Origin of the sequence: Devosia rhodophyticola, from assembly GCF_028816475.1 — a bacterium.
In the GTDB taxonomy this organism is placed as follows: Bacteria; Pseudomonadota; Alphaproteobacteria; order Rhizobiales; family Devosiaceae; genus Devosia; species Devosia rhodophyticola.
This window is the reverse complement of the sequence record NZ_CP118247.1, coordinates 381697-401314: the sequence shown is the minus strand read 5'-3', so window position 1 is coordinate 401314 and position 19618 is coordinate 381697. Positions and strand designations below refer to the sequence as shown.

General features: G+C 56.2%; 15 protein-coding genes. 5 read left to right on the top strand and 10 right to left on the bottom strand.

Going from position 1 to position 19618, the window contains the following annotated elements:
- Positions 1 to 1959 carry a M10 family metallopeptidase C-terminal domain-containing protein gene (locus tag PSQ90_RS01915; protein ID WP_282211757.1) on the bottom strand — a complete coding sequence of 653 codons (1959 nt, stop codon included), beginning with the start codon at positions 1957 to 1959 and terminating at the stop codon, positions 1 to 3.
- Positions 1960 to 2392: 433 nt separating this feature from the next.
- Here PSQ90_RS01915 and PSQ90_RS01910 point away from each other — a divergent pair, with 433 nt between their 5' ends.
- Positions 2393 to 3940: an O-antigen translocase gene (locus PSQ90_RS01910; protein ID WP_282211756.1), complete on the top strand. Its 1548-nt coding sequence runs from the start codon at positions 2393 to 2395 to the stop codon at positions 3938 to 3940.
- Here PSQ90_RS01910 and PSQ90_RS01905 read toward each other — a convergent pair.
- The 5 genes from PSQ90_RS01905 to PSQ90_RS01885 are packed head-to-tail and all read right to left on the bottom strand — an operon-like array spanning position 3937 to position 8757.
- Positions 3937 to 5121 (bottom strand): DegT/DnrJ/EryC1/StrS family aminotransferase, encoded by a 1185-nt coding sequence (locus PSQ90_RS01905; protein ID WP_282211755.1) that lies wholly within the window; start codon positions 5119 to 5121, stop codon positions 3937 to 3939. The genes PSQ90_RS01910 and PSQ90_RS01905 overlap by 4 nt on opposite strands.
- Positions 5118 to 6092, bottom strand: a complete 975-nt coding sequence (locus tag PSQ90_RS01900; protein ID WP_282211754.1) for an NAD-dependent epimerase/dehydratase family protein — start codon at positions 6090 to 6092, stop codon at positions 5118 to 5120. Before PSQ90_RS01900 ends, PSQ90_RS01905 begins: the two co-directional genes overlap by 4 nt.
- A 30-nt stretch (positions 6093 to 6122) precedes the next feature.
- The gene (locus PSQ90_RS01895; RefSeq protein ID WP_282211753.1) at positions 6123 to 7226 is read right to left on the bottom strand and encodes a DegT/DnrJ/EryC1/StrS family aminotransferase; all 1104 of its coding nucleotides are present in this window, start codon (positions 7224 to 7226) and stop codon (positions 6123 to 6125) included.
- Positions 7223 to 8260 carry a Gfo/Idh/MocA family protein gene (locus tag PSQ90_RS01890; RefSeq protein ID WP_282211752.1) on the bottom strand — a complete coding sequence of 346 codons (1038 nt, stop codon included), beginning with the start codon at positions 8258 to 8260 and terminating at the stop codon, positions 7223 to 7225. Before PSQ90_RS01890 ends, PSQ90_RS01895 begins: the two co-directional genes overlap by 4 nt.
- Positions 8257 to 8757: an acyltransferase gene (locus PSQ90_RS01885; RefSeq protein ID WP_282211751.1), complete on the bottom strand. Its 501-nt coding sequence runs from the start codon at positions 8755 to 8757 to the stop codon at positions 8257 to 8259. The genes PSQ90_RS01890 and PSQ90_RS01885 overlap by 4 nt, the downstream gene beginning before the upstream one ends.
- A 373-nt stretch (positions 8758 to 9130) precedes the next feature.
- Between PSQ90_RS01885 and PSQ90_RS01880 the strand changes: the two genes are divergently transcribed.
- Together PSQ90_RS01880 and PSQ90_RS01875 are read left to right on the top strand one after the other, a co-directional pair.
- Positions 9131 to 10852, top strand: coding sequence for a type I secretion system permease/ATPase (locus PSQ90_RS01880; protein WP_282211750.1), 1722 nt, complete (start codon positions 9131 to 9133; stop codon positions 10850 to 10852).
- Positions 10845 to 12197, top strand: a complete 1353-nt coding sequence (locus tag PSQ90_RS01875; protein ID WP_282211749.1) for an HlyD family type I secretion periplasmic adaptor subunit — start codon at positions 10845 to 10847, stop codon at positions 12195 to 12197. The genes PSQ90_RS01880 and PSQ90_RS01875 overlap by 8 nt, the downstream gene beginning before the upstream one ends.
- Positions 12198 to 12200: 3 nt before the next feature.
- Here PSQ90_RS01875 and PSQ90_RS01870 read toward each other — a convergent pair whose 3' ends face one another.
- Both PSQ90_RS01870 and PSQ90_RS01865 read right to left on the bottom strand, forming a co-directional pair.
- On the bottom strand, positions 12201 to 12986 hold the full coding sequence (locus PSQ90_RS01870) for a CpsD/CapB family tyrosine-protein kinase (protein ID WP_282211748.1): 786 nt from the start codon (positions 12984 to 12986) through the stop codon (positions 12201 to 12203).
- Positions 12983 to 14521 (bottom strand): GumC family protein, encoded by a 1539-nt coding sequence (locus PSQ90_RS01865; RefSeq protein WP_282211747.1) that lies wholly within the window; start codon positions 14519 to 14521, stop codon positions 12983 to 12985. The genes PSQ90_RS01870 and PSQ90_RS01865 overlap by 4 nt, the downstream gene beginning before the upstream one ends.
- Before the next feature lie 225 nt (positions 14522 to 14746).
- Here PSQ90_RS01865 and PSQ90_RS01860 point away from each other — a divergent pair, with 225 nt between their 5' ends.
- Positions 14747 to 16039 (top strand): polysaccharide biosynthesis/export family protein, encoded by a 1293-nt coding sequence (locus tag PSQ90_RS01860; RefSeq protein WP_282211746.1) that lies wholly within the window; start codon positions 14747 to 14749, stop codon positions 16037 to 16039.
- A gap of 8 nt (positions 16040 to 16047) precedes the next feature.
- On the opposite strand, the gene PSQ90_RS01855 is transcribed toward PSQ90_RS01860, so the two are convergent.
- The gene (locus PSQ90_RS01855; protein ID WP_282211745.1) at positions 16048 to 16731 is read right to left on the bottom strand and encodes a sugar transferase; all 684 of its coding nucleotides are present in this window, start codon (positions 16729 to 16731) and stop codon (positions 16048 to 16050) included.
- Between the two features lie 470 nt (positions 16732 to 17201).
- Here PSQ90_RS01855 and wecB point away from each other — a divergent pair, with 470 nt between their 5' ends.
- The gene (wecB, locus tag PSQ90_RS01850; RefSeq protein ID WP_282211744.1) at positions 17202 to 18383 is read left to right on the top strand and encodes a non-hydrolyzing UDP-N-acetylglucosamine 2-epimerase; all 1182 of its coding nucleotides are present in this window, start codon (positions 17202 to 17204) and stop codon (positions 18381 to 18383) included.
- Here wecB and wecC read toward each other — a convergent pair.
- Complete coding sequence (gene wecC, locus PSQ90_RS01845; protein WP_282211743.1) at positions 18356 to 19615, bottom strand: UDP-N-acetyl-D-mannosamine dehydrogenase; 1260 nt, start codon at positions 19613 to 19615, stop codon at positions 18356 to 18358. The two genes, wecB and wecC, sit on opposite strands and share 28 nt — an antisense overlap.
- Between the last annotated feature and the right edge of the window lie 3 nt (positions 19616 to 19618).

Sequence of the window (19618 nt, the reverse complement as noted above, 5' to 3'; positions counted from 1 at the left end):
TTAGAGAATGAAGTCGCCCGCATCCAGAGCAATGTGCCCGCGGAGCTGGATTTCAAAGTCGTGAATGCCGTCTCCGTTGATGTCGCCCTGAATGATGGTATTTCTGCCTTCGGTGTGCCATGCCAGCTCACCTGCCTTGCGATTGAACAACTGATCGTCCTGAGCAAGGAATGCGAACTCCTGATTACCTGATACCGTTGAGTTTGCATCAAGCGCCGAAAGGTCGATCTTGTCCTGACCATGTTCAAAATCACGAATGACATCGCGTGAGCGGGATGTGGAACCCATGTCCGACAGTGACTTGAACTGGAATATGTCACTGCCTGAACCACCGGTCATGATGTCTCGGCCCGCGCCACCATCAATGATGTCATCGCCTGCACGCCCGTCTAGACGGTCATTGCCGCCCAGACCTTCGATGTGGTCATTGTCCGCGCCACCATCCAGCCGATCACTTCTCCATGTGCCACTGATTGACTCAAAGTTGCCTTCGGGAGCCGTTTCAGGCGTGGTTGGAGTGACAGGAGGAACTGTCGGTGTGGTAACGGGAGGCTGAACCGTCCCATCGCCGCCTGACGAACCGCCAGACTGAGAACCACTATCGCTACCTTCCACGCCAATGAAATCGCTGGCCTTGAGGTTTGTGGTTCCCTTGATCTCAAATTCGAAATCATGCCATCCGTCGCCGTCAATATCACCCTGAACAACAGTGATGCCTTTATCCGCCTCGGTATGCCATGCAAGTTCACCTGGTGTCTTGGTGAAGATTGCATCATCATCTGCAAGGAAACTGAAACCCTGATGCCCTGACAATTTGGCGTTTGCATCGAGGGCGGAAACGTCAATCTTATCCTGCCCTTGGGTAAAGTCAGTGATAACGTCGCGCGCCCCAGCCCGCATGCCGATGTCGCCGATTTTACTGAAGGCAAAAATGTCGGCGCCTGCGCCGCCGGTCAGCGTGTCCACGCCAGCGCCACCATCAATGATATCATTTCCGCCAAGACCATTGAAAACATTGTTCAGAGCATCGCCAAAGATAACATCGTCACCTTGCGTCGCTGAGGAACTGTTGTCCACAGGAGGCTGCGTAGGCTGTACAGGTTCTGTCACCGGAGGCTGAACTGGCTCGGTAACAGGCGGTTGCGTTGGCTCAACAGGTGGCTGCGTTGGCTCAACAGGTGGCTGTGTCGGCTCAGGACCACCGCTGGTGTCGTTGCCATTGCCGTTCAGAGTCTGAACAATGCTCTCGCCGTCGTCGACATTCCCCGTATAAACGGGTGTATTGCCGTTGGTATTGAGGTCGCCCCAATAGCCGCCACCGATGTGATTGTTGATGATCTGCACGCCCGAAATCGAACCGCCGTTAAACTGGCCATCCGAATAGATCGTATAGCCGCCACCAACCAGAATGTTGTTTTCGAGCACAACATTGGAGACTGGGCCGAACCAGTTGTCGATCATCACTGCAGCCGTCTGGCCGTGATCATTGATGACTGTGTTGTTGCGAATAAGGATATCCGACTGCCCGCCGTCGATCTGGATGCCATCGTAGTGTGGCGACCCGGATGCCTTCAGATCATGGATATAGTTGCCTTCGATAACCGTGCCGCTACCACCACCAACTGCAATGCCATTTTCGACATTGTAGATGTCGTTGTTCAGGAAGGTGCCAACGCCAGTGATGCCGTTGCTGCCCTCATTGCCCGAACCCACTCCATTGATCTCGCAATTCTGAACAACAACGCCCGAATTGCCATCCTTGATCTGCACGACAGAAAAGTTGGTTGAAGTTATCCTGCAGTTTTCGAGCGTGACATTGTCCGCATCGATATAGACATTACCCTTGATATCTAGTCCCGAGATCACCGTCCCGGGTTTGGTCACGATAATTGATCCTGACGGCAGCAGCGTTACGCCGTCAGGCACGCCAGTGTTAGTTGAATCCGGCCATCCAGCCATTTAATAATCCTCATTGTGGTTATCACGCGGCATTGTTTGGTGGAGAAATCGGGCCACTAGACGACGGCTATTGCCCAGAATGCGGCGAATATGCCTAGCTTCTGACAAAGTCCGGTCGGGTTGAAACCGATTGGCTCGTGTAAGCATTTGTAGGCTCATCGCAAAACTGTGATTGATTCGCGTAATATCGCTGTCATGATTTTTCGAATTTGTCGTATTTTGAGGTCGGATAGCTCAAATTTGTTGCTGATGCGCAACAGAATTGGCCTATTTGGGTAATTTTTCCCGATAACGAGCTATTCAGCGCCAATTTTTTCCAAAAGCCTAACCCGATTGATCTAAGCAATTCTTCTTATTCACTATTTTTCTGGCAATTGCGGTTCATCGCAGGCGTTGCGACACTTCAGAGGTACGCGCAAGGCCGGGGAATAAGGTGGCTGACGACACAATTGAGAAGAACAAGGCCGACTCAGCTTACGGCAATATCCTGAAATCGACCTCGTTGATCGGGGCGTCCTCGGTCATCAGCATGGCGCTGTCGGTGGTGCGGCTCAAGGTTTTGGCTGTGCTGCTGGGGCCGGCCGGTGTCGGGTTGTTCGGCCTGTATTATGTTGTCATCGAGCTTTGCGCCAACCTAGCCAGCTTTGGCATCCAGTCCAGCGGTGTGCGCCAGGTCGCCGTGGCGACTTCGAGCGGCGATCTGGTCAAGGTCGCCAAGATCGCCCGCGTGCTCAAACTCTCGTCGATCGTGCTTGGGATTGTGGGCGCGATACTGGTCGCGCTGTTGGCCGTGCCAATTTCAACGCTGACTTTTGGCACTGCGGGTCGCGCTTCAGCGGTGGCATTGCTTGGTTTGGCGGTTCTATTGCGCATCCTGTCGGGCGCGCCAACTGCCATCATTCAGGGCAACAGGCGAATAGGCGACCTCGCCCGGATGACAGTTGTGGGGGCAGTCCTCAATACGGTCGCAGCCATCCCACTGGTGTATTTCTTCGGCGAAGCGGGCATTGTGCCCTCATTATTGGCCCTGGGCCTGACGTCCTGGATTGCCGCACTCTGGTACTGTCGAAAAATCCACCTGCCAAAGGTCAAACTCACGCGACCCGAGTTCTCCCGGGAGGCCAGCGCGCTTCTCAAACTCGGTTTTGCCTTCATGGCCAGCGGATTTTTGACCGTTGGCGCCGCCTTCGTCATCCGCATTCTGGTTGTTCAGCAGAGCGGCGTTGATGCAGCGGGCAATTATCAGGCCGCCTGGGCGCTGGGTGGCATCTATATCGGCTTCATCCTTCAGGCCATGGGCACAGACTTCTTTCCGCGCCTGTCGGCGATCAGCGCCGACAACGTGGCCTGCAATCGCAGCGTCAACGAGCAGGCGCGCGTCAGCATTCTTCTGGCCGGTCCCGGCTTGCTGGGAACCCTGGCGCTGGCCCCGCTGGTAATCACAGTCTTCTATTCAGCCCAGTTTGCCGATGCCGTACCGCTGCTTCGCTGGTTTTGCCTCGGCATGTTGTTGCGGGTCATTTCCTGGCCAATGGGCTTCATCGTTTTGGCCAAAGGCGCTCAAAAAATGTTCTTTTGGACCGAAGTTGCTGCCGCGACGGTCCATGTGGGTCTCGCCTGGCTTCTGCTCGGCACTTTTGGCCTTGCCGGGGCAGGGATAGCTTTTGTCGGACTGTATGTCTGGCACGCCATATTGATCTATGTGCTGGTGCGGCGCATGTCGGGATTTCGCTGGACGAGGGACAACCTCATCCTGGGCACGCTGTTTCTGGGCCTGACTATCAGCGTGTTGCTCGTTGTCGAACTGGCTCCGTTCTGGCCGGGGCTGGCAATTGCCATAGCCGGCACGCTGCTGGGTTGTTGGATCTCGGCGACACAATTGATCGGGCTGGTCCCACAAAAATGGATACCTTCACAACTCCGGCCACTGATCTATTTTCTGCTACGCCACCAGCCCAAGCTCGTGCCGGAGCGCGCTTAAAGCGCAGGCACCAAACTCTCGGTCAGGGCCTCTTCGAGCGCTGTGACAACATAACGAACATCATCTTCACTCATTTGCACAAATAGTGGCAGCATGATCGCTGTGTTCTGTGCCGCTACAGAATTATCGAGATAGCCCACAGTTCGGCAAAGGCCCGACCCGTGATAGGCCGGTTCGAGATGCGCGTTCATCACCCCACGACGCGTGGAAACGCCACGATCCAGCATGGCTTGCATGATGGACACCTGATCGGCCTGCCGCGGCAGTCCAACGCAATAACTCTGCCAGTTGCTCCGCGCCCACTCCGGTTCAACCGGCGGGCGGATCCCGTCTATCTTTGACAGTAACTCGGTATAGAGCGCGGCCAATCGACGTCGTGCCGCCACGATCTCAGGCAACCGGCCCAGCTGCGTCCGGCCGATCGCTGCCTGAACATCGGTCATGCGGTAATTGAAGCCAACCGAGTCATATTCTTCAAAAATCACCTGCTTGGAGCCATGCCGCACCGTGTCGGGCACATTCATTGAATGTTGGCGCAACAGGCGAAACTGACGATCATATTCACCGATCGCCGTAGTCAGCATCCCGCCGTCTCCGGTTGTGACCACCTTGCGTGGATGGAAGGAAAAGCAGGCAACATCTGCGTGGGGCCGTCCGACGCGCTCCCACTTGCCATTCCAAAGCACTTCGCTACCCGTCGCGCAGGCCGCGTCCTCGACAACCTTGAGTTGAAACTGGCGCGCAATCTTTAATATTTGCCGCAGGTCGCAGGGCATGCCCAACTGATGCACGCACAAAATTGCCCGCGTGCGCGGCGATATCGCGGCGATGATTTTGCCCGGATCAATGTTGAAACCGTCAGCTTCAATATCCACAAACACCGGCGTAGCCCCGCAATAGCGGATGGCGTTCGGCGTGGCGATAAAGGAGTGGCTGACTGTGATAACCTCATCACCCGCACCAACGCCAACCGCCATCAGCGCCAGATGCAAAGCCGTCGTGCAATTTGACACCGCGCAAGCATGTCGCGCGCCAACAAAGGCCGCAAACTCCTGCTCGAATTGGGCCACTTCAGGCCCCTGTGTCACCCAGCCCGAAAGGATGGCCCGGCGAGCGGCTTCTGCTTCCGGCTCCCCAAGAACAGGCTTGGCAACCGGGATCTGGCGAGTGGGCGTGCTCATGCAACGTCATCCTGTTCGGTCTGCCGCTCCGCTTTCCACCAGGAAACCAGATCCCGCAGACCTTCTTCCATTGAAATTTCCGCCTTAAAGCCGATCTGTCGATCCGCATTTTCAGTCGATGCGAGGCGGCGCGGCACCGCATTGACCTTGCGCGCCGGTTCATGGACCGGCTCCAGCGATGAGCCCATGATTTTCAGCAACATCCCGGCTAGATCGGCAAGGCTTGTTTCCTTGCCGCTGGCAACATTGAAAACAACGTCTGATACGTCCGCACCTGCGGCCAACACATTGGCCCGGGCAATATCGGCGACATTGACGAAATCCATGGTTTGCTTGCCATCACCCATGATGATGGGCGGCAAACCGGCCGAAATCCGCTCCATCCAGCGGATCAGCACTTCTGTATATGCTCCATACACGTCCATGCGTGGCCCATAGACATTGAAATATCGCAAGGCGACGTAACGCAGGCCATACATTTCATTAAAGCTGCGTAGCAGACCCTCATTATAGGCTTTGGCAGCCCCATAGATCGTCCGATTATTGTATGGATGGTGGTTCTCGTCCGTCGGAAACACGTCCGCCGCGCCCAGAACCGATGCCGACGAGGCGGCAACTACTTTTTCAACACCCGCCGAAACCGCAGCCTCAAGCACATTGAAAGTTCCAGTCGCCAGCACATCATGGGCCAGCCGGGGCTCTTCGGCGCATTGGGTAATGCGAATGGCGGCCTGATGGAAAACCAGATTAACGCCGTCCATCGTCTTGGCCAGCAGTTCAGCATTCCGAACATCACCATCGATGACAGTCAGCGGCATGCTTGCTTGTGCCTGCGCCAGATTTTCCATTCTGCCGCGCACAAAATTATCAAAAATGATAATCTCGGATGGCTTCCGTTCAGCGACAAGATCTGCAATGTGAGACCCGATCAAGCCTGCGCCGCCGGTAATAAGTATCCGCTTGCCCTGCATGATCATGCCCCGTGCTTAAAAATGGTGAACTCAGTCGACATAAGCGTCCTGCACAATGAGGTCGCAGATCTTTTCGACCGATGACAATTCAAGTTCTGGATAGAGCGGCAACGAAAGCACGCTATCGGCGGCAGCTTCCGCGGTCGGAAAACTGCCCACATCGTAGCCCAGATCAGCAAAGGCTGGCTGCAGATGAACCGGGACCGGATAGTGCAGGCCTGTTTCCACGCCTTCGCGCGCCAGCATTTTTTGCAATTGCTCCCGATCCCGCGTCCTGACAGCAAAAACATGCCAAACGTGCCGACGACCAGCCGCCTCACGCGGCGCGTCCACTGTCGGCCCGGTCAAAAGTTGGCCATAGAGCCGGGCACGGGTGCGCCGTGCCTCGATCCAGTTTTCCAACTGCGCCAGTTTGACCGCGAGAATGGCGCCCTGAATGGCATCCATTCGATAATTGTAACCCTCAACAATGTGGTGGTAGCGGCGGTCTTGCCCCCAGTCGCGCAACATGCGTATCTGTTTGGCATGATCATCGCTATTGGTGACCACCATGCCACCTTCGCCACAAGCACCCAGATTTTTGCCTGGATAGAAGCTGAAACAGCCTGAAATTCCCATGCTGCCAGCCCGATGACCTTTGTATTCGGCCCCATGTGCCTGACAGGCATCTTCGATCACAGCCAGACCGTGCTTTTCAGCAATCGCCAAAATGGCGTCCATGTCTGCCATCTGGCCATATAGATGCACTGGCACGATGGCGCGGGTGCGCGGCGTGATCGCTTCTTCAATGCGGCCCGGGTCAATATTGAAGGTTGCCGGATCAATATCGACAAACACCGGGCGCGCGCCGATATAGCGAATTGCTGCCGCAGTGGCGATGAAAGTGAACGGCGTTGTGATGACCTCATCGCCGCGCTTAACACCAGCGGCCAGCAGTGCAAGGTGCAGCGCGCTGGTGCCCGTATTAACCGCAATGGCGTGCCGGGTTCCGCAGTAGGCGGCGAAATTGTCTTCAAGCGTCGCCACTTCGTCGCCAAGTACGAACCGGCCGGACCGCAATACCCGTAGCGCTGCGGCCTCGATATCGTGACCGATGGTGGCGTATTGTGCTTTGAGATCGAGAAACGGAATCATGCCAAAACCATCTCTTGAGGAAGTTCGACCATTTGCCCGCCGTTCGCCATCGACTTGGAAGCGGCTTCCAGGATGCGGACGACCCTTAACCCCGCAATACCATCGGCTGTGGGACGCGTGCCGTGCTCGACGCAGGATACAAACTCGCGCAATTCACAGCCCAGGGCCTCGGTGACGTCGAGTTGGGGCGCAAACATATCGCCAGCCCGATAGCCGATCCGCATTTGGCGGATGCGTTCGCTGGCGCGCGGGGCCATCGGATCAACGGTGATCCCCCGGTCGTAAACCTTGATTTTCTCGCTGGGCTCCAGATCGTCATAAACAATCATCTTGTTGCTGCCACCAATCAGGGTACGCCGAATTTTGACCGGTGCCAGCCAGTTCACATGGACATGGGCCATCAGTTTGCAGTCAAAATGCAGGTTCAAATAGGCAATGTTTTCAGGAACACCCGCGACGTGGGACATGCCGACAGCAGATACGGCGCGTGGGCGGGCGTCGAGCACGAAATCCATAATGGCAAGATCGTGTACTGCCAGATCCCACATGACGCTGACGTCGCGCTGGAATATTCCAAGATTTACTCGCACCGAGTCATAATAATAAACATCGCCCAGATCATTCTTGATCAGCTCGCGCAGCTTCTTGACCGCGCCCGTGTGTATGAAGGTGTGGTCAACCGCAACGATCAATCCCCGACGATCCGCCTCTTCATTGAGCCGTTCGGCCTGTTCTGCCGTTGCCGTGATGGGTTTTTCAACGAAGACGTTCTTGCCAGCGCGCAGTGCCCGCATGGCAATTTCGAAATGCGATGAGACCGGCGTTGCAATGGCAACAGCATCGATCCTGGGATCACGCAAAACCTCATCAACGTCTTCGGTAATACCAACTGCGGGATAACGCAGGCGTATCCCAGCAAGCCGTTCAGTTCGCAGATCGCAGACCCAATGCACCTGCACGCCAGGAATGTCACAAAAATTACGGACCAGGTTGGGGCCCCAGTAGCCGTAGCCGATTACGCCAATGCCGATCATCGATTCAGCCCTCCGGCTCGTCTGGTTTCAGTGGACGCCGCAGTGTTTATTTCTCGCGCCGGTACGCCCGCGACCGTTGACCCTGGCCGGACGTCGCGTGTCACAACGGCGCCAGCGCCAACCAGCGCTCCTTCACCGATGGTGATGCCGGACAGAATGGTGGCATTGCTGCCAATTGAAGCGTTCTGGCGCACGACGGTGGAGATCACTTCCCAATCATCATTGCCTTGCAATTGCCCATCGCCATTGGTGGCGCGGGGGTAGGGGTCATTGGTGAACATCACGCCGTGGCCGATGAAGACTCCGTCCTCAATCGTCACCCCTTCACAAATGAAGCTGTGGCTGGAAATCTTGCAGTTGCGCCCGATCGAGGCATTTTTCTGAATTTCAACAAACGCACCAACGCGGCTGTTGTCCCCGATTGAGCAGTCATAAAGATTCACGAGGTCGGGCTGATGAATAACAGTCCCTTCTCCCAGCGAGACGCGATTGAGCATTTGGTTCCCCTTGGGCCCCCATCAAAATTCGCGAAAAGAACTGATAACTTCGCGATTGCACCGAAAGGCTATCAGGCCGTGCCGGTATCGCAATTTCTCAATAGAGCTATAGAGTTAGGTCTGTTTCTGCGGAGCGCTAACTAATGTTTCGGTCTCGGGACATCACCTAACGTCAATTCATAGCCCATGAGATTTAGTGGCCAGTACCTGACTCCTTTTGGGCGAGGCGCATTGAGCCAGTCTAGTTTCTTCCACTTATGGAATTAGGGAAATATCGAGTTCAACGTTGGTTGTCCTCAATTGGGACACGTTTTGGCACTTAATGAGCACGCGCTCGGTACCGCCTCTACCCGCGCAGCTGAAAGGACGGCATTTGGAGACCATTCAACGGGGTGCTGAGTCCCGACCTGTGCTCGATCTCGTCAAAATGGCGCGCGCCCAGATATTTGTCTTGTTTGCGCTCAGCGTCACATCCAACTTGCTCATGCTTACCGGTTCGGTATTCATGTTGCAGGTTTATGATCGTGTATTGCCCAGCCGTTCAACCGATACCTTGATCGCGCTGACCACGTTGGTCATCGTGCTCTATGGATTCTATGCGCTGATCGAATGGATAAGGGCTCGTATGGCGGTCCGGCTTGGGGGGCTGATCCACGACCGTTTCGCGCAGGCACTTTTTCAGGCAGCGGTTCGGCTAAAGCTGGTCTCGGGGCACGCCGGGCGGGTCAATCCAATCAATGATCTCGACGTCTTGCGCATGTTCGTGTCCGGCTCCGGCCCGATTGCGCTGCTCGATCTGCCCTGGATTCCCATATATCTGGCCGTTTCGTTCTTCCTTCACCCATTGCTTGGCGCCTTTACCCTCGGTGGCGGGGTAGTGATCGCCGGTCTGCTCGTTATCAACGAACTTCATTCGCGCCGCCCGGCACTCGCAACGACAGCCGCCGCCGGAGAACGCGGCGCGCTGACCAGTGATGCCGAATCCAACGCTGAATCCATCATGTCGATGGGTATGATTGATTCCGTCACTACCCGCTGGGAACATTCGGCTTACAAACTTGCCCAGTCCCAGCAGCGCTCAGCCGACCGCACCGCGTTTTATGCCTCCTTGACCAAGGGGGTGCGGTATCTGTTGCAGTCTGCGGTTCTCGCCGTTGGCGCTTATCTGGTTATCCTGGGCGAAGTGACTGGCGGTCTGATGATCGCGGCGTCAATTTTGACCTCCCGCGCTTTGGCTCCAATTGAGCAGGTCGTCGGGCAATGGCGTGGTTTCGTAAACGCTCGTCAGGCTTCGGCAAGGCTGGTGCAAATCCTGGCAATCAGTGAAGTCGCGCCAAGACCGACCCAACTGCCATTGCCAAGTGACAGATTAACGCTGGAAGGCCTGTCCACCGGACCCGATGTGCGCCGAAACCCTGTGGTATTCGACGTCAATATAACCCTTAATTCGGGTGATGGCCTCGGGATCATCGGCCTTTCAGGCTCGGGTAAATCCTCTATTGCCCGCGCCATTGTCGGCGTCTGGCCGGTGCTGCGTGGCTCAATAAGGCTCGACGGCTCGGAACTGGCTCATTTTGATCCGGTCCGGCTCGGCACAGCCATTGGCTATTTGCCTCAGTCAGTCCAGCTTCTCGAAGGCACAATCGCCGACAATATCGGAAGGTTCAGCCCCGATCACGATACCGACGCCATTTTGAGAGCGGCCCAGGCCGCCCGCGTTCACGATTTGATTGTCACGATGCCGGATGGTTACGAAACCCGTGTCGGCGAAAACGGATCGGTTCTGTCAGCAGGTCAACGGCAGCGCATCGGGTTGGCGCGCGCTCTATATGGCGATCCGTTCCTGGTGGTGCTCGACGAACCAAACTCAAATCTCGATATGGAAGGCGATCAGGCCTTGACCAAGGCCATTGAGGACGCCCGCGAACGCGGCGCCATCGTGGTTGTTGTAGCGCATCGACCGAGTGCCATCGCCGCCCTCAACAAGGTTCTGTTCATGCGCGACGGCCGCCAGATCGCCTTTGGCAACAAGGATGCCGTGATGAGCCAGATCGCGCTACCGCCCACGCCGATCGACAGGAGAAAAAGTGCTTAAATTTCTGACGGGCAGCGGTCGTAAGCCCACGCCAAATGCGGTGGGCGGCGGAAAAAACCTCTCGAGCCTTCGCCAGCACGCCTTGCTTGGCCTCGGTGTGATTGCCGCCCTGTTCGTCGGGTTGGGCGGCTGGGCCGTGACGACGCGCGTCGAGGGTGCCGTAATCGCCAGCGGTGTCGTTGTGTCCGAAGGCGGATCGCGTAAGGTTCAATATTCAGAGGGCGGCATCGTTCGCGAAATACTGGTCCAGAATAACCAGCACGTCGAGGCCGGCGAGGTCCTGATAAAGCTCGACGACGTCTCCATCCGCGCCGAACTTGAGGTCATTCTTTCCCAACTGCGTGACGGTATTGGCAATCGGGCCCGTCTTGCCGCCGAAAGCACCGATGAATCCATGATACTGATACCGGCGGTGGCGGAAAACTGGCCGCCCGATCCCAAACTGTCCGTAGTCATGGCCGATCAGCAAAACCTGCGACAGTCGCGGCGCAAGGCGCTCGAGACTGAAGTTGCCCGCTTCAGCCAGCTCATCGACGAAAAGCGCGCGGTGATCAAGGGTTATGAAGCCCAACTCGAAGCCTATAACGGTCAGCTTAAGCTGGTTCAGGAGGAAATAACCCAGCAGGCAGCGCTGTTCGAAAAGAAATTGATTTCCAATCAGCGGCTTAACGAACAAAAGCGCAGCGAAGCCGAACTTTCGGGCCAGATCCTGAGTGTTCAGGCCTCGATCTCGGCGACCCAGGCTTCCATTTCCGAGCTCCAGATACAAGCCGATCAAGTCACCAGCGAATTCCGGGCCAAGGCTCTGACCGACCTGCAAACCGTTTCTCAAACGGTTGCTGAACTGATGCAACGGATGATCGCGACCCAGGCACGGCTATCGCGTCTGGATATACGTGCACCCGTTTCCGGTACAGTCCACGAATCCATTGTCCAGACAGTCGGCGGGGTTATCTCTCCATCCGAAACACTGATGCTGATCGTGCCCGAGGAAGAGCATCTCCTCGTCGATATGCGGGTCAGTCCGATGGAAATCAACAAACTACATGTGGGCCAGGAAGCCGAGGTGCGCATGCTCAGTTTTGATCCGCGCACCACGCCAAATCTTGTCGGCAACGTCAACACTATCTCCCCCGATCTGGTGCGCGATTCAACGACGGGCGTCCAGTATTTCAGCGTTCGCGTCAATATTGATGACAAGGAGCGCGACAAGCTTCCGGCCGATGCGGCGTTGGTGCCGGGCATGCCGGCGGAGAGCTTTTTCCAGACTGGCGAGCGGACCGTCTGGTCTTATCTAATGGCGCCAATCGAAGAGCGCTTCAGCCGCACTTTCCGGGAAAACTGAGCCTTAGGTTCCCAAAAAATTGTTGTTCTGATCAGCCTTGTAGCGACATTTGTTCAGCACAACGCCCAAGAGGTTGGTGCGCGTTTCCAATTCGCGCTCGCAAACATCAATGTCCGCAACCGTGCTCGCTTCAGCCCCGACCACGAGCATCGTCGCCTCCATGCGCGGCAGCAGGCCAATGCAATCATCGCCCACGAGTAGTGCTGGCAGATTGTAAATGACAATGTCCGCCCCCAGTTCCTCCTGGACCCGCTTCAATACCTGCCCGGCACTTTGTCCGTGAAGCACTTCGGCAGCATTACTGCCACTTGCGTGCTGGCTCGCGCCAATCGCCAGATTATCGCCAAAACGGACAAAAAAGTCCTCGATCAAACACTCCCCGTGCAAAAATTCCTCGGTGCTATACCGGCCTGAATGGGCGAACATTTCTGCAATGCGGGGGCGGCGAAGATCGAGGTCGACAAGGCCCACTTTGATCTTTTCGTGCTTGGTGAGACTTATTGCCAGATTTGCGGCGATGGTCGACTTGCCGCTGCCACTGGTTGGCGCCGTAATCCCCAGCGAACGCCAATTGTTCTCCCGGGCACTTCGCAGCACCTTGGTGCGCAAGATGTCGAAGCTGACCGCCGCCGGATTGTGGCGACTGAATGAAACGAGGCGTTGCTTTTCCAGCCATTTGGCTTCAACCGTCAGCGGCTCGAGTTTCGGCCAGGAAAAGGGATTATTGCCGAGCGGAGTGATCTGAGCGCCAAGTTCGGTTCTGCTGCTGGTCCTGTATTCGCTGATCATCGTAGATACCCGGCGCTGGAGATTGAAGAAAGGAAGTCGGTGCCTGCCTGATTGATCAGGGTATTGACCGGCCCAATGTAGAATTGGGAAGTCAGCAGTAGTGCGGATACGGCAAATATGCCGATCAACATCGCCATTTGGGCGCGGCCAAACGACCGACGCTCGATATAGGGAACGGTGATAAAGGGCACTATCTGCAACCGGCTCGTGAGTTCCTCCGGCCGCCGAATGCGCTTGTTGATAAATTCGGGCAGGATGACTGCCACCAATCCAAGCATCATTGCACCCGCAACGCTGGCCGCCAGCAATATCCTTTCAGATGGACCCAGCGGCTTTTGCGGAGCAACAGCGGTCTCAATCAAGGAAAGCCGCTCGCCCTTGAGCAGTAATTCGATTTGCTGACCCGTCGACGCATCGGCCAGCCGCGACACGGCCGCGTCATATTGCGCCTGCAGGTTCTGGTGATCGCGCAGCAATGAGTTCAATGTCGTCTCGTTTCCAGGCGTCTGGGCGATGGAATTGCCCAACTGCTCAATTGTCTGGCCAATTGCCTTGCGCTCGCTGGCTATGGCTGCGAGTCGGTCCTTGATATCGGAAATTTCAAAATCCCGAGCACTTTGCGGTTGGCCGGACATGCCCTCGTTGGCGATGTTCCGCTCCGTGATATAGCTCTCAAGCGTTGAAATCCGGTCGCGCAATGACCTGATGGTCAGGCTGTCTTCGGCATAAAGCGCCTGCTGTTGCGCCAGAGATTGGCGAAGGTCTTGAAGGGTTTGCTCTTCAGGAGTCGTTGGCGTCTGCGTTTCCAGCGGCCGCAACGGCATGTCCACCAACCGCTTGCTTAATATTGCTTCTTCCTGCGTCAGCGCAAGAAGCCGCTGCTGCTGGGCGGTTTGTTGGTTACGTCTGAAATCCAGACTGTCGGGCAGGGAGTTGATATTAGCGTTCTTGAACGCCAGGATCTTGCTATCCACGCCCCGCAATTCATCATCGAGCCGTTGCGTCTCGCGACTGAAGAACGCAACCGTGTCCGTCGCCCTGGCCATTCGAAGTTTCACGTCCTTGTCCAAAATCGTCTGCACCAGATCATTGACCAGTCTGGCCGCAATCTCGGGGCGCGCCGACTTGAATGAGATATGAAACACCGTTGCGGGACTGCCGCTCGGCACCACGACCGGCACCGGCGTAATGGTGGTCCGGCGCTTCATGTCCTCAAATTTGTCCGCGCTGGTTATGTCGGGCGTGTCTTGGTAGATGGCAAAACGGTCGGCCACATCCAGAAGGCTCTGCCGCGACATAATATCTTCTTCAATGATCTGAAATCGCTCGGCAGCCCCGGTGGGCACTGTCGATTTGGCCAGATCAGCCGGAATTTGAGGTGACTCTACCAGAATTTTTGCGGTCGCCTGATAGGTGCGCGGCATAAGATAGGTAAGCGCGATGCCGACTGCTCCGACCAATATGACCACGGCGATGAACAGGGGCAGCCGACGGAAAAACAGCCACAGGTAGAATCTGAAGTCGATGTTACTCAAGGTACTACCCATCGGTCATCCGTTTCATTCTGTGCAATTTGCGCATTATCAGGACGCATGTGAAAGACGACCTTATTCAACGAATAGGAACTCATCTATCGTCAACAAGGGCGATGTTGACGCTGCGATAACCCGATGGAGCTAATCCCCTCTAGTCGGTTCTTTATTCCCGTCTGGCACAGTACTCTAGGTCAGCTTTTGCGACATATAAGGGGGCATTGAACAATGCGGCCAAAGCAAAAATTCCTGAACGGGTCAGCTCGCTTGCTACTGGTTGGATTGCTCGTTGCAGTCTCGTCCACATCGGCGCTCGCAATCGAGGCGGCCGGGTTGGTGCCATTGACCAAGCTTCGGCTGACTGTGGTTCAGTTCGTGCCCGCAACCGGCGACTATAAGAGCTGGGACGCCTTGGGGGGTGATCTAGAAGTGGGGCCGGATGGCACGGTGGCTGTTCCAACTTTGGGATCCATTGATGTAACGGACCTTGGCGCAGCGGCACTGGGCACAGAAATTGGTCGGCGATTGAAAGCCAAGCTTGGGCTACTCGATGCACCGGACGCATCGGTTCGGATATTGGAATATCCACCAGTCTATGTGGTTGGGGGTGTTGCCAAGCCCGGACAATATCCCTTCCGGCCCGGCATGACCGTGGCACAGGCGCTGGCGCTCGCCGGCGGTGAGCATCGGACCGAGGCAGGCGATACATTATCCGATACCATCAAGTTGGAAGCCGACCTGAACGGCTATGCGCGCGACTTTCTGCGTACGTCGGCGCGGTTGGCGCGCCTCAAAAGCGAATTTGCACGCGAAAAGACCATAAGTTTCCCCCCAGCGCTTGATCCCTCGGACCCTTCCATTGCCGAGATATTGGAGCAGGAACGGCGCATATTCGAGGCCCATATCAATGGGTTCGAACGCCAGCAGACCGGGTTGGTTCACCTCGCTGAGCTCTATAATGCCGAAATTGATGCGCTCGGGCAGAAGGAAAAAGCGATCGATGAGCAGATCGCAAGGGCCCAAAAGCAGGTTGATGCTGTTCAAAGTCTGGTCAATGCCGGATCGGCGACAATTTCCCGCCTGTCAGACTCTGAGCGCATCCTCGCCGATCTGCGCTCCGACAAGCTGGACAATCTGATTGCCACCATGACGGCACGCGAAAATCTGAACCGGTCTGAGCGCGATTTGGCAAGACTTCAGGATGAACAGCAGTCTGACGCCTCAATCCAGTTGCAAACCGAGCAGGCGGGGCTTGAAAGGCTCCAACTCAGCCAGGTCACCACCATGCGCATGCTGCGCCAGTCGGTGGAGATCAACGAGACCCTGAAACTGGCAAATACCGTACAGATCAGCCTGAGCTATTCGCTCGTTCGTCAGGAACAGGGGAACCCAACCGAGTTGCCGGCAACTGATGCAAGTCTGCTAATGCCCGGTGATCTGGTGCGGGTCACGACCCAGATGGATCAGCCAGCAGGCAGCGCAATGGCTGAAAATCGGATGATCACGCTAGCCCAACCCTGATGTGTGGGCTAGCAACCGGTGCCTTGGAAAACCACTGCAACTGTCTTGTACAGGATGGCAATATCGGTGCGGGCCGAAATGGTCATCGCGTATTTGTTGTCATATTCGGCGCGCCCCGCGAACGAACAATTGTTCCGGGCGTTGATCTGCCAAAGGCCAGTCAGGCCGGGCCGAACACTGTAATAGGCGGTTCCGGGATAGAGCGTGCGTTGCTCTGGCATCATCGGTCGTGGCCCAACAAGACTCATGTCGCCGACTAGTACATTCCACAGCTGCGGCAATTCATCGAGTGAATATCTGCGTAGATAGCGTCCCAGATAGGTCAGTCGAGGATCACACTTCAGCTTTTGTGTCGTTTCCCATTCGGCACGCGCTTCCGGACAATTTTCAAGATATTTGGCCAGTGCCGATTTCGCATCGGGCACCATGGACCGGAGTTTCCAGAACTTGAAAATCTTGCCGTTGCGTCCCACACGCTGCTGCGAATAGAGGGGAGAGCCCCCATCCAACGAGACCAACGTGCCGATTGCAATCATAAGCGGCAAAATAATTGGTAAACTAAGTAAAACAAGCAATACATCCATGCAGCGCTTGAAATACGGATAGAATCCGACATCGCGTTTCTTGATTGAATTTTCACGGGCCAGTAAAATACCGGCATTCGTCTGCTTCCAGGGTAGCTCGTCAAGCATTTCGCCCTCGCATCTTGCCGGCGCGAAAAAGCTTTGGTTTTCTGTTCAGAACGTCGGTGCGTTAGCGATCACCGCGGATTTCCAAAGCCATTATGCACGGCAGTTTTGTCCATTGTGCCAGAAGCTTAGACTTTCCTGCGATATCAAGAACTGCGCAGATCGGCTTATTAGACTGTGATCCAGAAGTCGATGTTGCTGAATTCATTAATATATTTCGCGATTTTCTACTTTCTTTGAGCGTTGTTGTGCCCCGAAGGTAGCCTTAACGATTTATTAACCAATCCAGAACTAGCTCGATCAACCACGGTAAAAGCCTCATCCATATCCAATTGATGGCAGCGATGTAGGTTGGGGCAATGTCCAGGCCTTGCTATCGACTGGCGTCAGCGCCATCTGACGTATTTTTCTGTAAAATTGACCGCCGTAACCTTGCTGCAGCCCATACCGGGGTGTGGACGGGGAGTTACGCCATGCACAAGATCCTAGTCGTTTACGGGACGCGCCCAGAGGCAATCAAGGTCGCGCCCTTGATTGCCGCCATGGCGCGGTCCAAACATCTCGAGGCGGTGGTTGCCGTAACGGGCCAGCACCGCGAGATGTTGGACCAGGTAAACGCCTTGTTCGGCATTGCGCCCAGCCACGATCTCAACATCATATCCCAACGACAGCAGCTGCAGGGTATCACCTGTCGCGCGCTGGAAGGCGTATCGGATGTCATCGCTGCGGAAAACCCCGACGCGGTCATGGTGCAAGGTGATACAACCACCTGCTTTGCGGCAGCTCTGGCGTCCTTCTATCAAAAAGTGCCGGTCATTCATGTAGAGGCGGGGCTCAGGACCGGTGACATCTACAATCCGTTCCCCGAGGAAATGAACCGGGGCATGGTCTCAAAGCTGGCTTCGCTGCACCTTGCGCCCACCGATACATCACGGCAAAATCTGCTGCGTGAAGCCATTCCGGCCAAAAATATAAGCGTCACGGGCAATACTGTCATTGATGCCTTGCTCGAAGTGGCGGCACGTCGCTTGCCACCAGACAACCCGGATCTGCGCAGGGTCGAAGGCAAACGGACCATTATATTTACAGCCCATCGCCGCGAATCCTGGGGTGAGCCAATGCGCCGAACCGCGCAGGCGATGGCTGAAATTGCCCGCCGGTTCCCCGATGTCCATCTGGTCCTGCCGGTTCACCTCAATCCCGTAGTCCGCGAAATATTGCTACCGCCACTGGAAAAGCTCGACAATGTGCTGATCACCGAACCGCTCAGCTACAGCGATTTTGTCGGCGCAATGCGTTCTGCCGAAATCGTTCTGACCGACAGCGGCGGCGTTCAGGAGGAGGCGCCGAGCTTGGGCAAGCCCGTTTTGGTCTTGCGCGAAACCACTGAACGCCCCGAAGCCGTTTCAGCCGGAACAGTCAAACTGGTGGGCACCAATCAGGCGTTGATCGTCGATGAAGTCAGTACCTTGCTAACCGACAAAACTGCCTATGATGCCATGGCCAAAGCGGTCAATCCCTATGGCGATGGTCACGCCGCCGACAGATGCGTGCAGTCAATCGAGCACTTTTTCGGACATGCGACGCGGCCGCGCGATTTTATCGCCACAGCCACGCCAACCCGGGCTCAAGCCCAGGCGCCACGCGTGTCATAAACCACCTTGCCGTTCTGCCGGATGTGGCGGAGCGGCTTGAACGCTTCATGCTCCACCAGCAGTACAATTATGTCGGCCGCATCCGCCGCCTCGCCGGCATTTGCCAGTCGAAGATTGGCATTGCCACCCAGTTTGGGCGGCAGCTCGTCGACATAGGGGTCAGCAACCATGATCTCGACCTCGGGCAGACCACGGGCAATCAGACCCACCACCTCGATGGCCGCACTCTCACGAATATCGTCAACGTTGGCCTTGAAGGTCAGCCCCAGGCAGGCAATCGACGGCGACACGAAGCGCTTTGCCTTGGCGATCACCTGATCCGCGACATGGTGCGGCTTGTGATCATTGACCTCGCGGGCTGTTCGGATGAGCCGGGCCAATTCGGGCGCCGCCGCCACGATGAACCAGGGATCGACCGGAATACAATGCCCGCCAACGCCGGGTCCGGGCGACAACACATTGACGCGCGGATGCTGATTGGCAAGTTTGATGACTTCCCACACATCCAGCCCCAGCGATTCCGAGATCAGCGAAAGTTCGTTCGCAAAGGCGATATTGACGTCACGATAGGAGTTTTCAACCAACTTGGCCATCTCGGCGCTGGCGGCGTCCGTCAGCAATATTTCTCCCTGCGAAAAGACCTGATAAATGCTCGCAGCCTTGGCCGCACACTGGCTGGTCAGCCCACCCACGACCCGGTTGTTGGTGACCATTTCGATCATGATACGACCGGGCAGCACCCGCTCGGGACAATGGGCAATCGACACATCGGCAATGCTCCCTGCAATATGGGGCATCCGCAGATCCGGGCGCTTCGCCCCGATCCACTGGCTTACCTTCTCCGTCGTTCCGGGCGGGCTGGTGGATTCCAGCACCACGATGGTACCGGGCCGAAGCTTGGGCGCAATCTGTTCGGCCGCCGCCTGGATATAGGAAAGGTCAGCAGTGTGGTCATCCTTGAACGGTGTCGGCACTGCGATGATATAGGCATCGGCTTCGGGCATGTCGCGCGACATCGTCAAGCGCCCCATCGCCACCGCGCCACTGACCGCAACGGCAAGGTCGGGTTCGATGAAGGGCGTTTCGCCCCGCGATATCGCTTCCACGATCCGCGGATTAACATCGACACCAATAACCTTGACGCCGCGGGTAGCCAAAACCGTCGCCGTCGGCAGGCCGATATAGCCCATCCCTACAACAACAAGCGTTCCACTAAAAACTTCGTTCATCATCAC

Excerpts from the sequence above, each read along its gene's own strand:
- PSQ90_RS01885 (WP_282211751.1), bottom strand. The coding sequence starts at position 8,757 with ATGCTCAATCGCGTCTCGCTGGGAGAAGGGACTGTTATTCATCAGCCC.
- PSQ90_RS01870 (WP_282211748.1), bottom strand. The coding sequence starts at position 12,986 with ATGATCAGCGAATACAGGACCAGCAGCAGAACCGAACTTGGCGCTCAG.
- wecB (WP_282211744.1), top strand. The coding sequence starts at position 17,202 with ATGCACAAGATCCTAGTCGTTTACGGGACGCGCCCAGAGGCAATCAAG.
- wecC (WP_282211743.1), bottom strand. The coding sequence starts at position 19,615 with ATGATGAACGAAGTTTTTAGTGGAACGCTTGTTGTTGTAGGGATGGGC.
- PSQ90_RS01860 (WP_282211746.1), top strand. The coding sequence starts at position 14,747 with ATGCGGCCAAAGCAAAAATTCCTGAACGGGTCAGCTCGCTTGCTACTG.
- PSQ90_RS01855 (WP_282211745.1), bottom strand. The coding sequence starts at position 16,731 with ATGCTTGACGAGCTACCCTGGAAGCAGACGAATGCCGGTATTTTACTG.
- PSQ90_RS01890 (WP_282211752.1), bottom strand. The coding sequence starts at position 8,260 with ATGATCGGCATTGGCGTAATCGGCTACGGCTACTGGGGCCCCAACCTG.
- PSQ90_RS01900 (WP_282211754.1), bottom strand. The coding sequence starts at position 6,092 with ATGCAGGGCAAGCGGATACTTATTACCGGCGGCGCAGGCTTGATCGGG.
- PSQ90_RS01895 (WP_282211753.1), bottom strand. The coding sequence starts at position 7,226 with ATGATTCCGTTTCTCGATCTCAAAGCACAATACGCCACCATCGGTCAC.
- PSQ90_RS01905 (WP_282211755.1), bottom strand. The coding sequence starts at position 5,121 with ATGAGCACGCCCACTCGCCAGATCCCGGTTGCCAAGCCTGTTCTTGGG.
- PSQ90_RS01915 (WP_282211757.1), bottom strand. The coding sequence starts at position 1,959 with ATGGCTGGATGGCCGGATTCAACTAACACTGGCGTGCCTGACGGCGTA.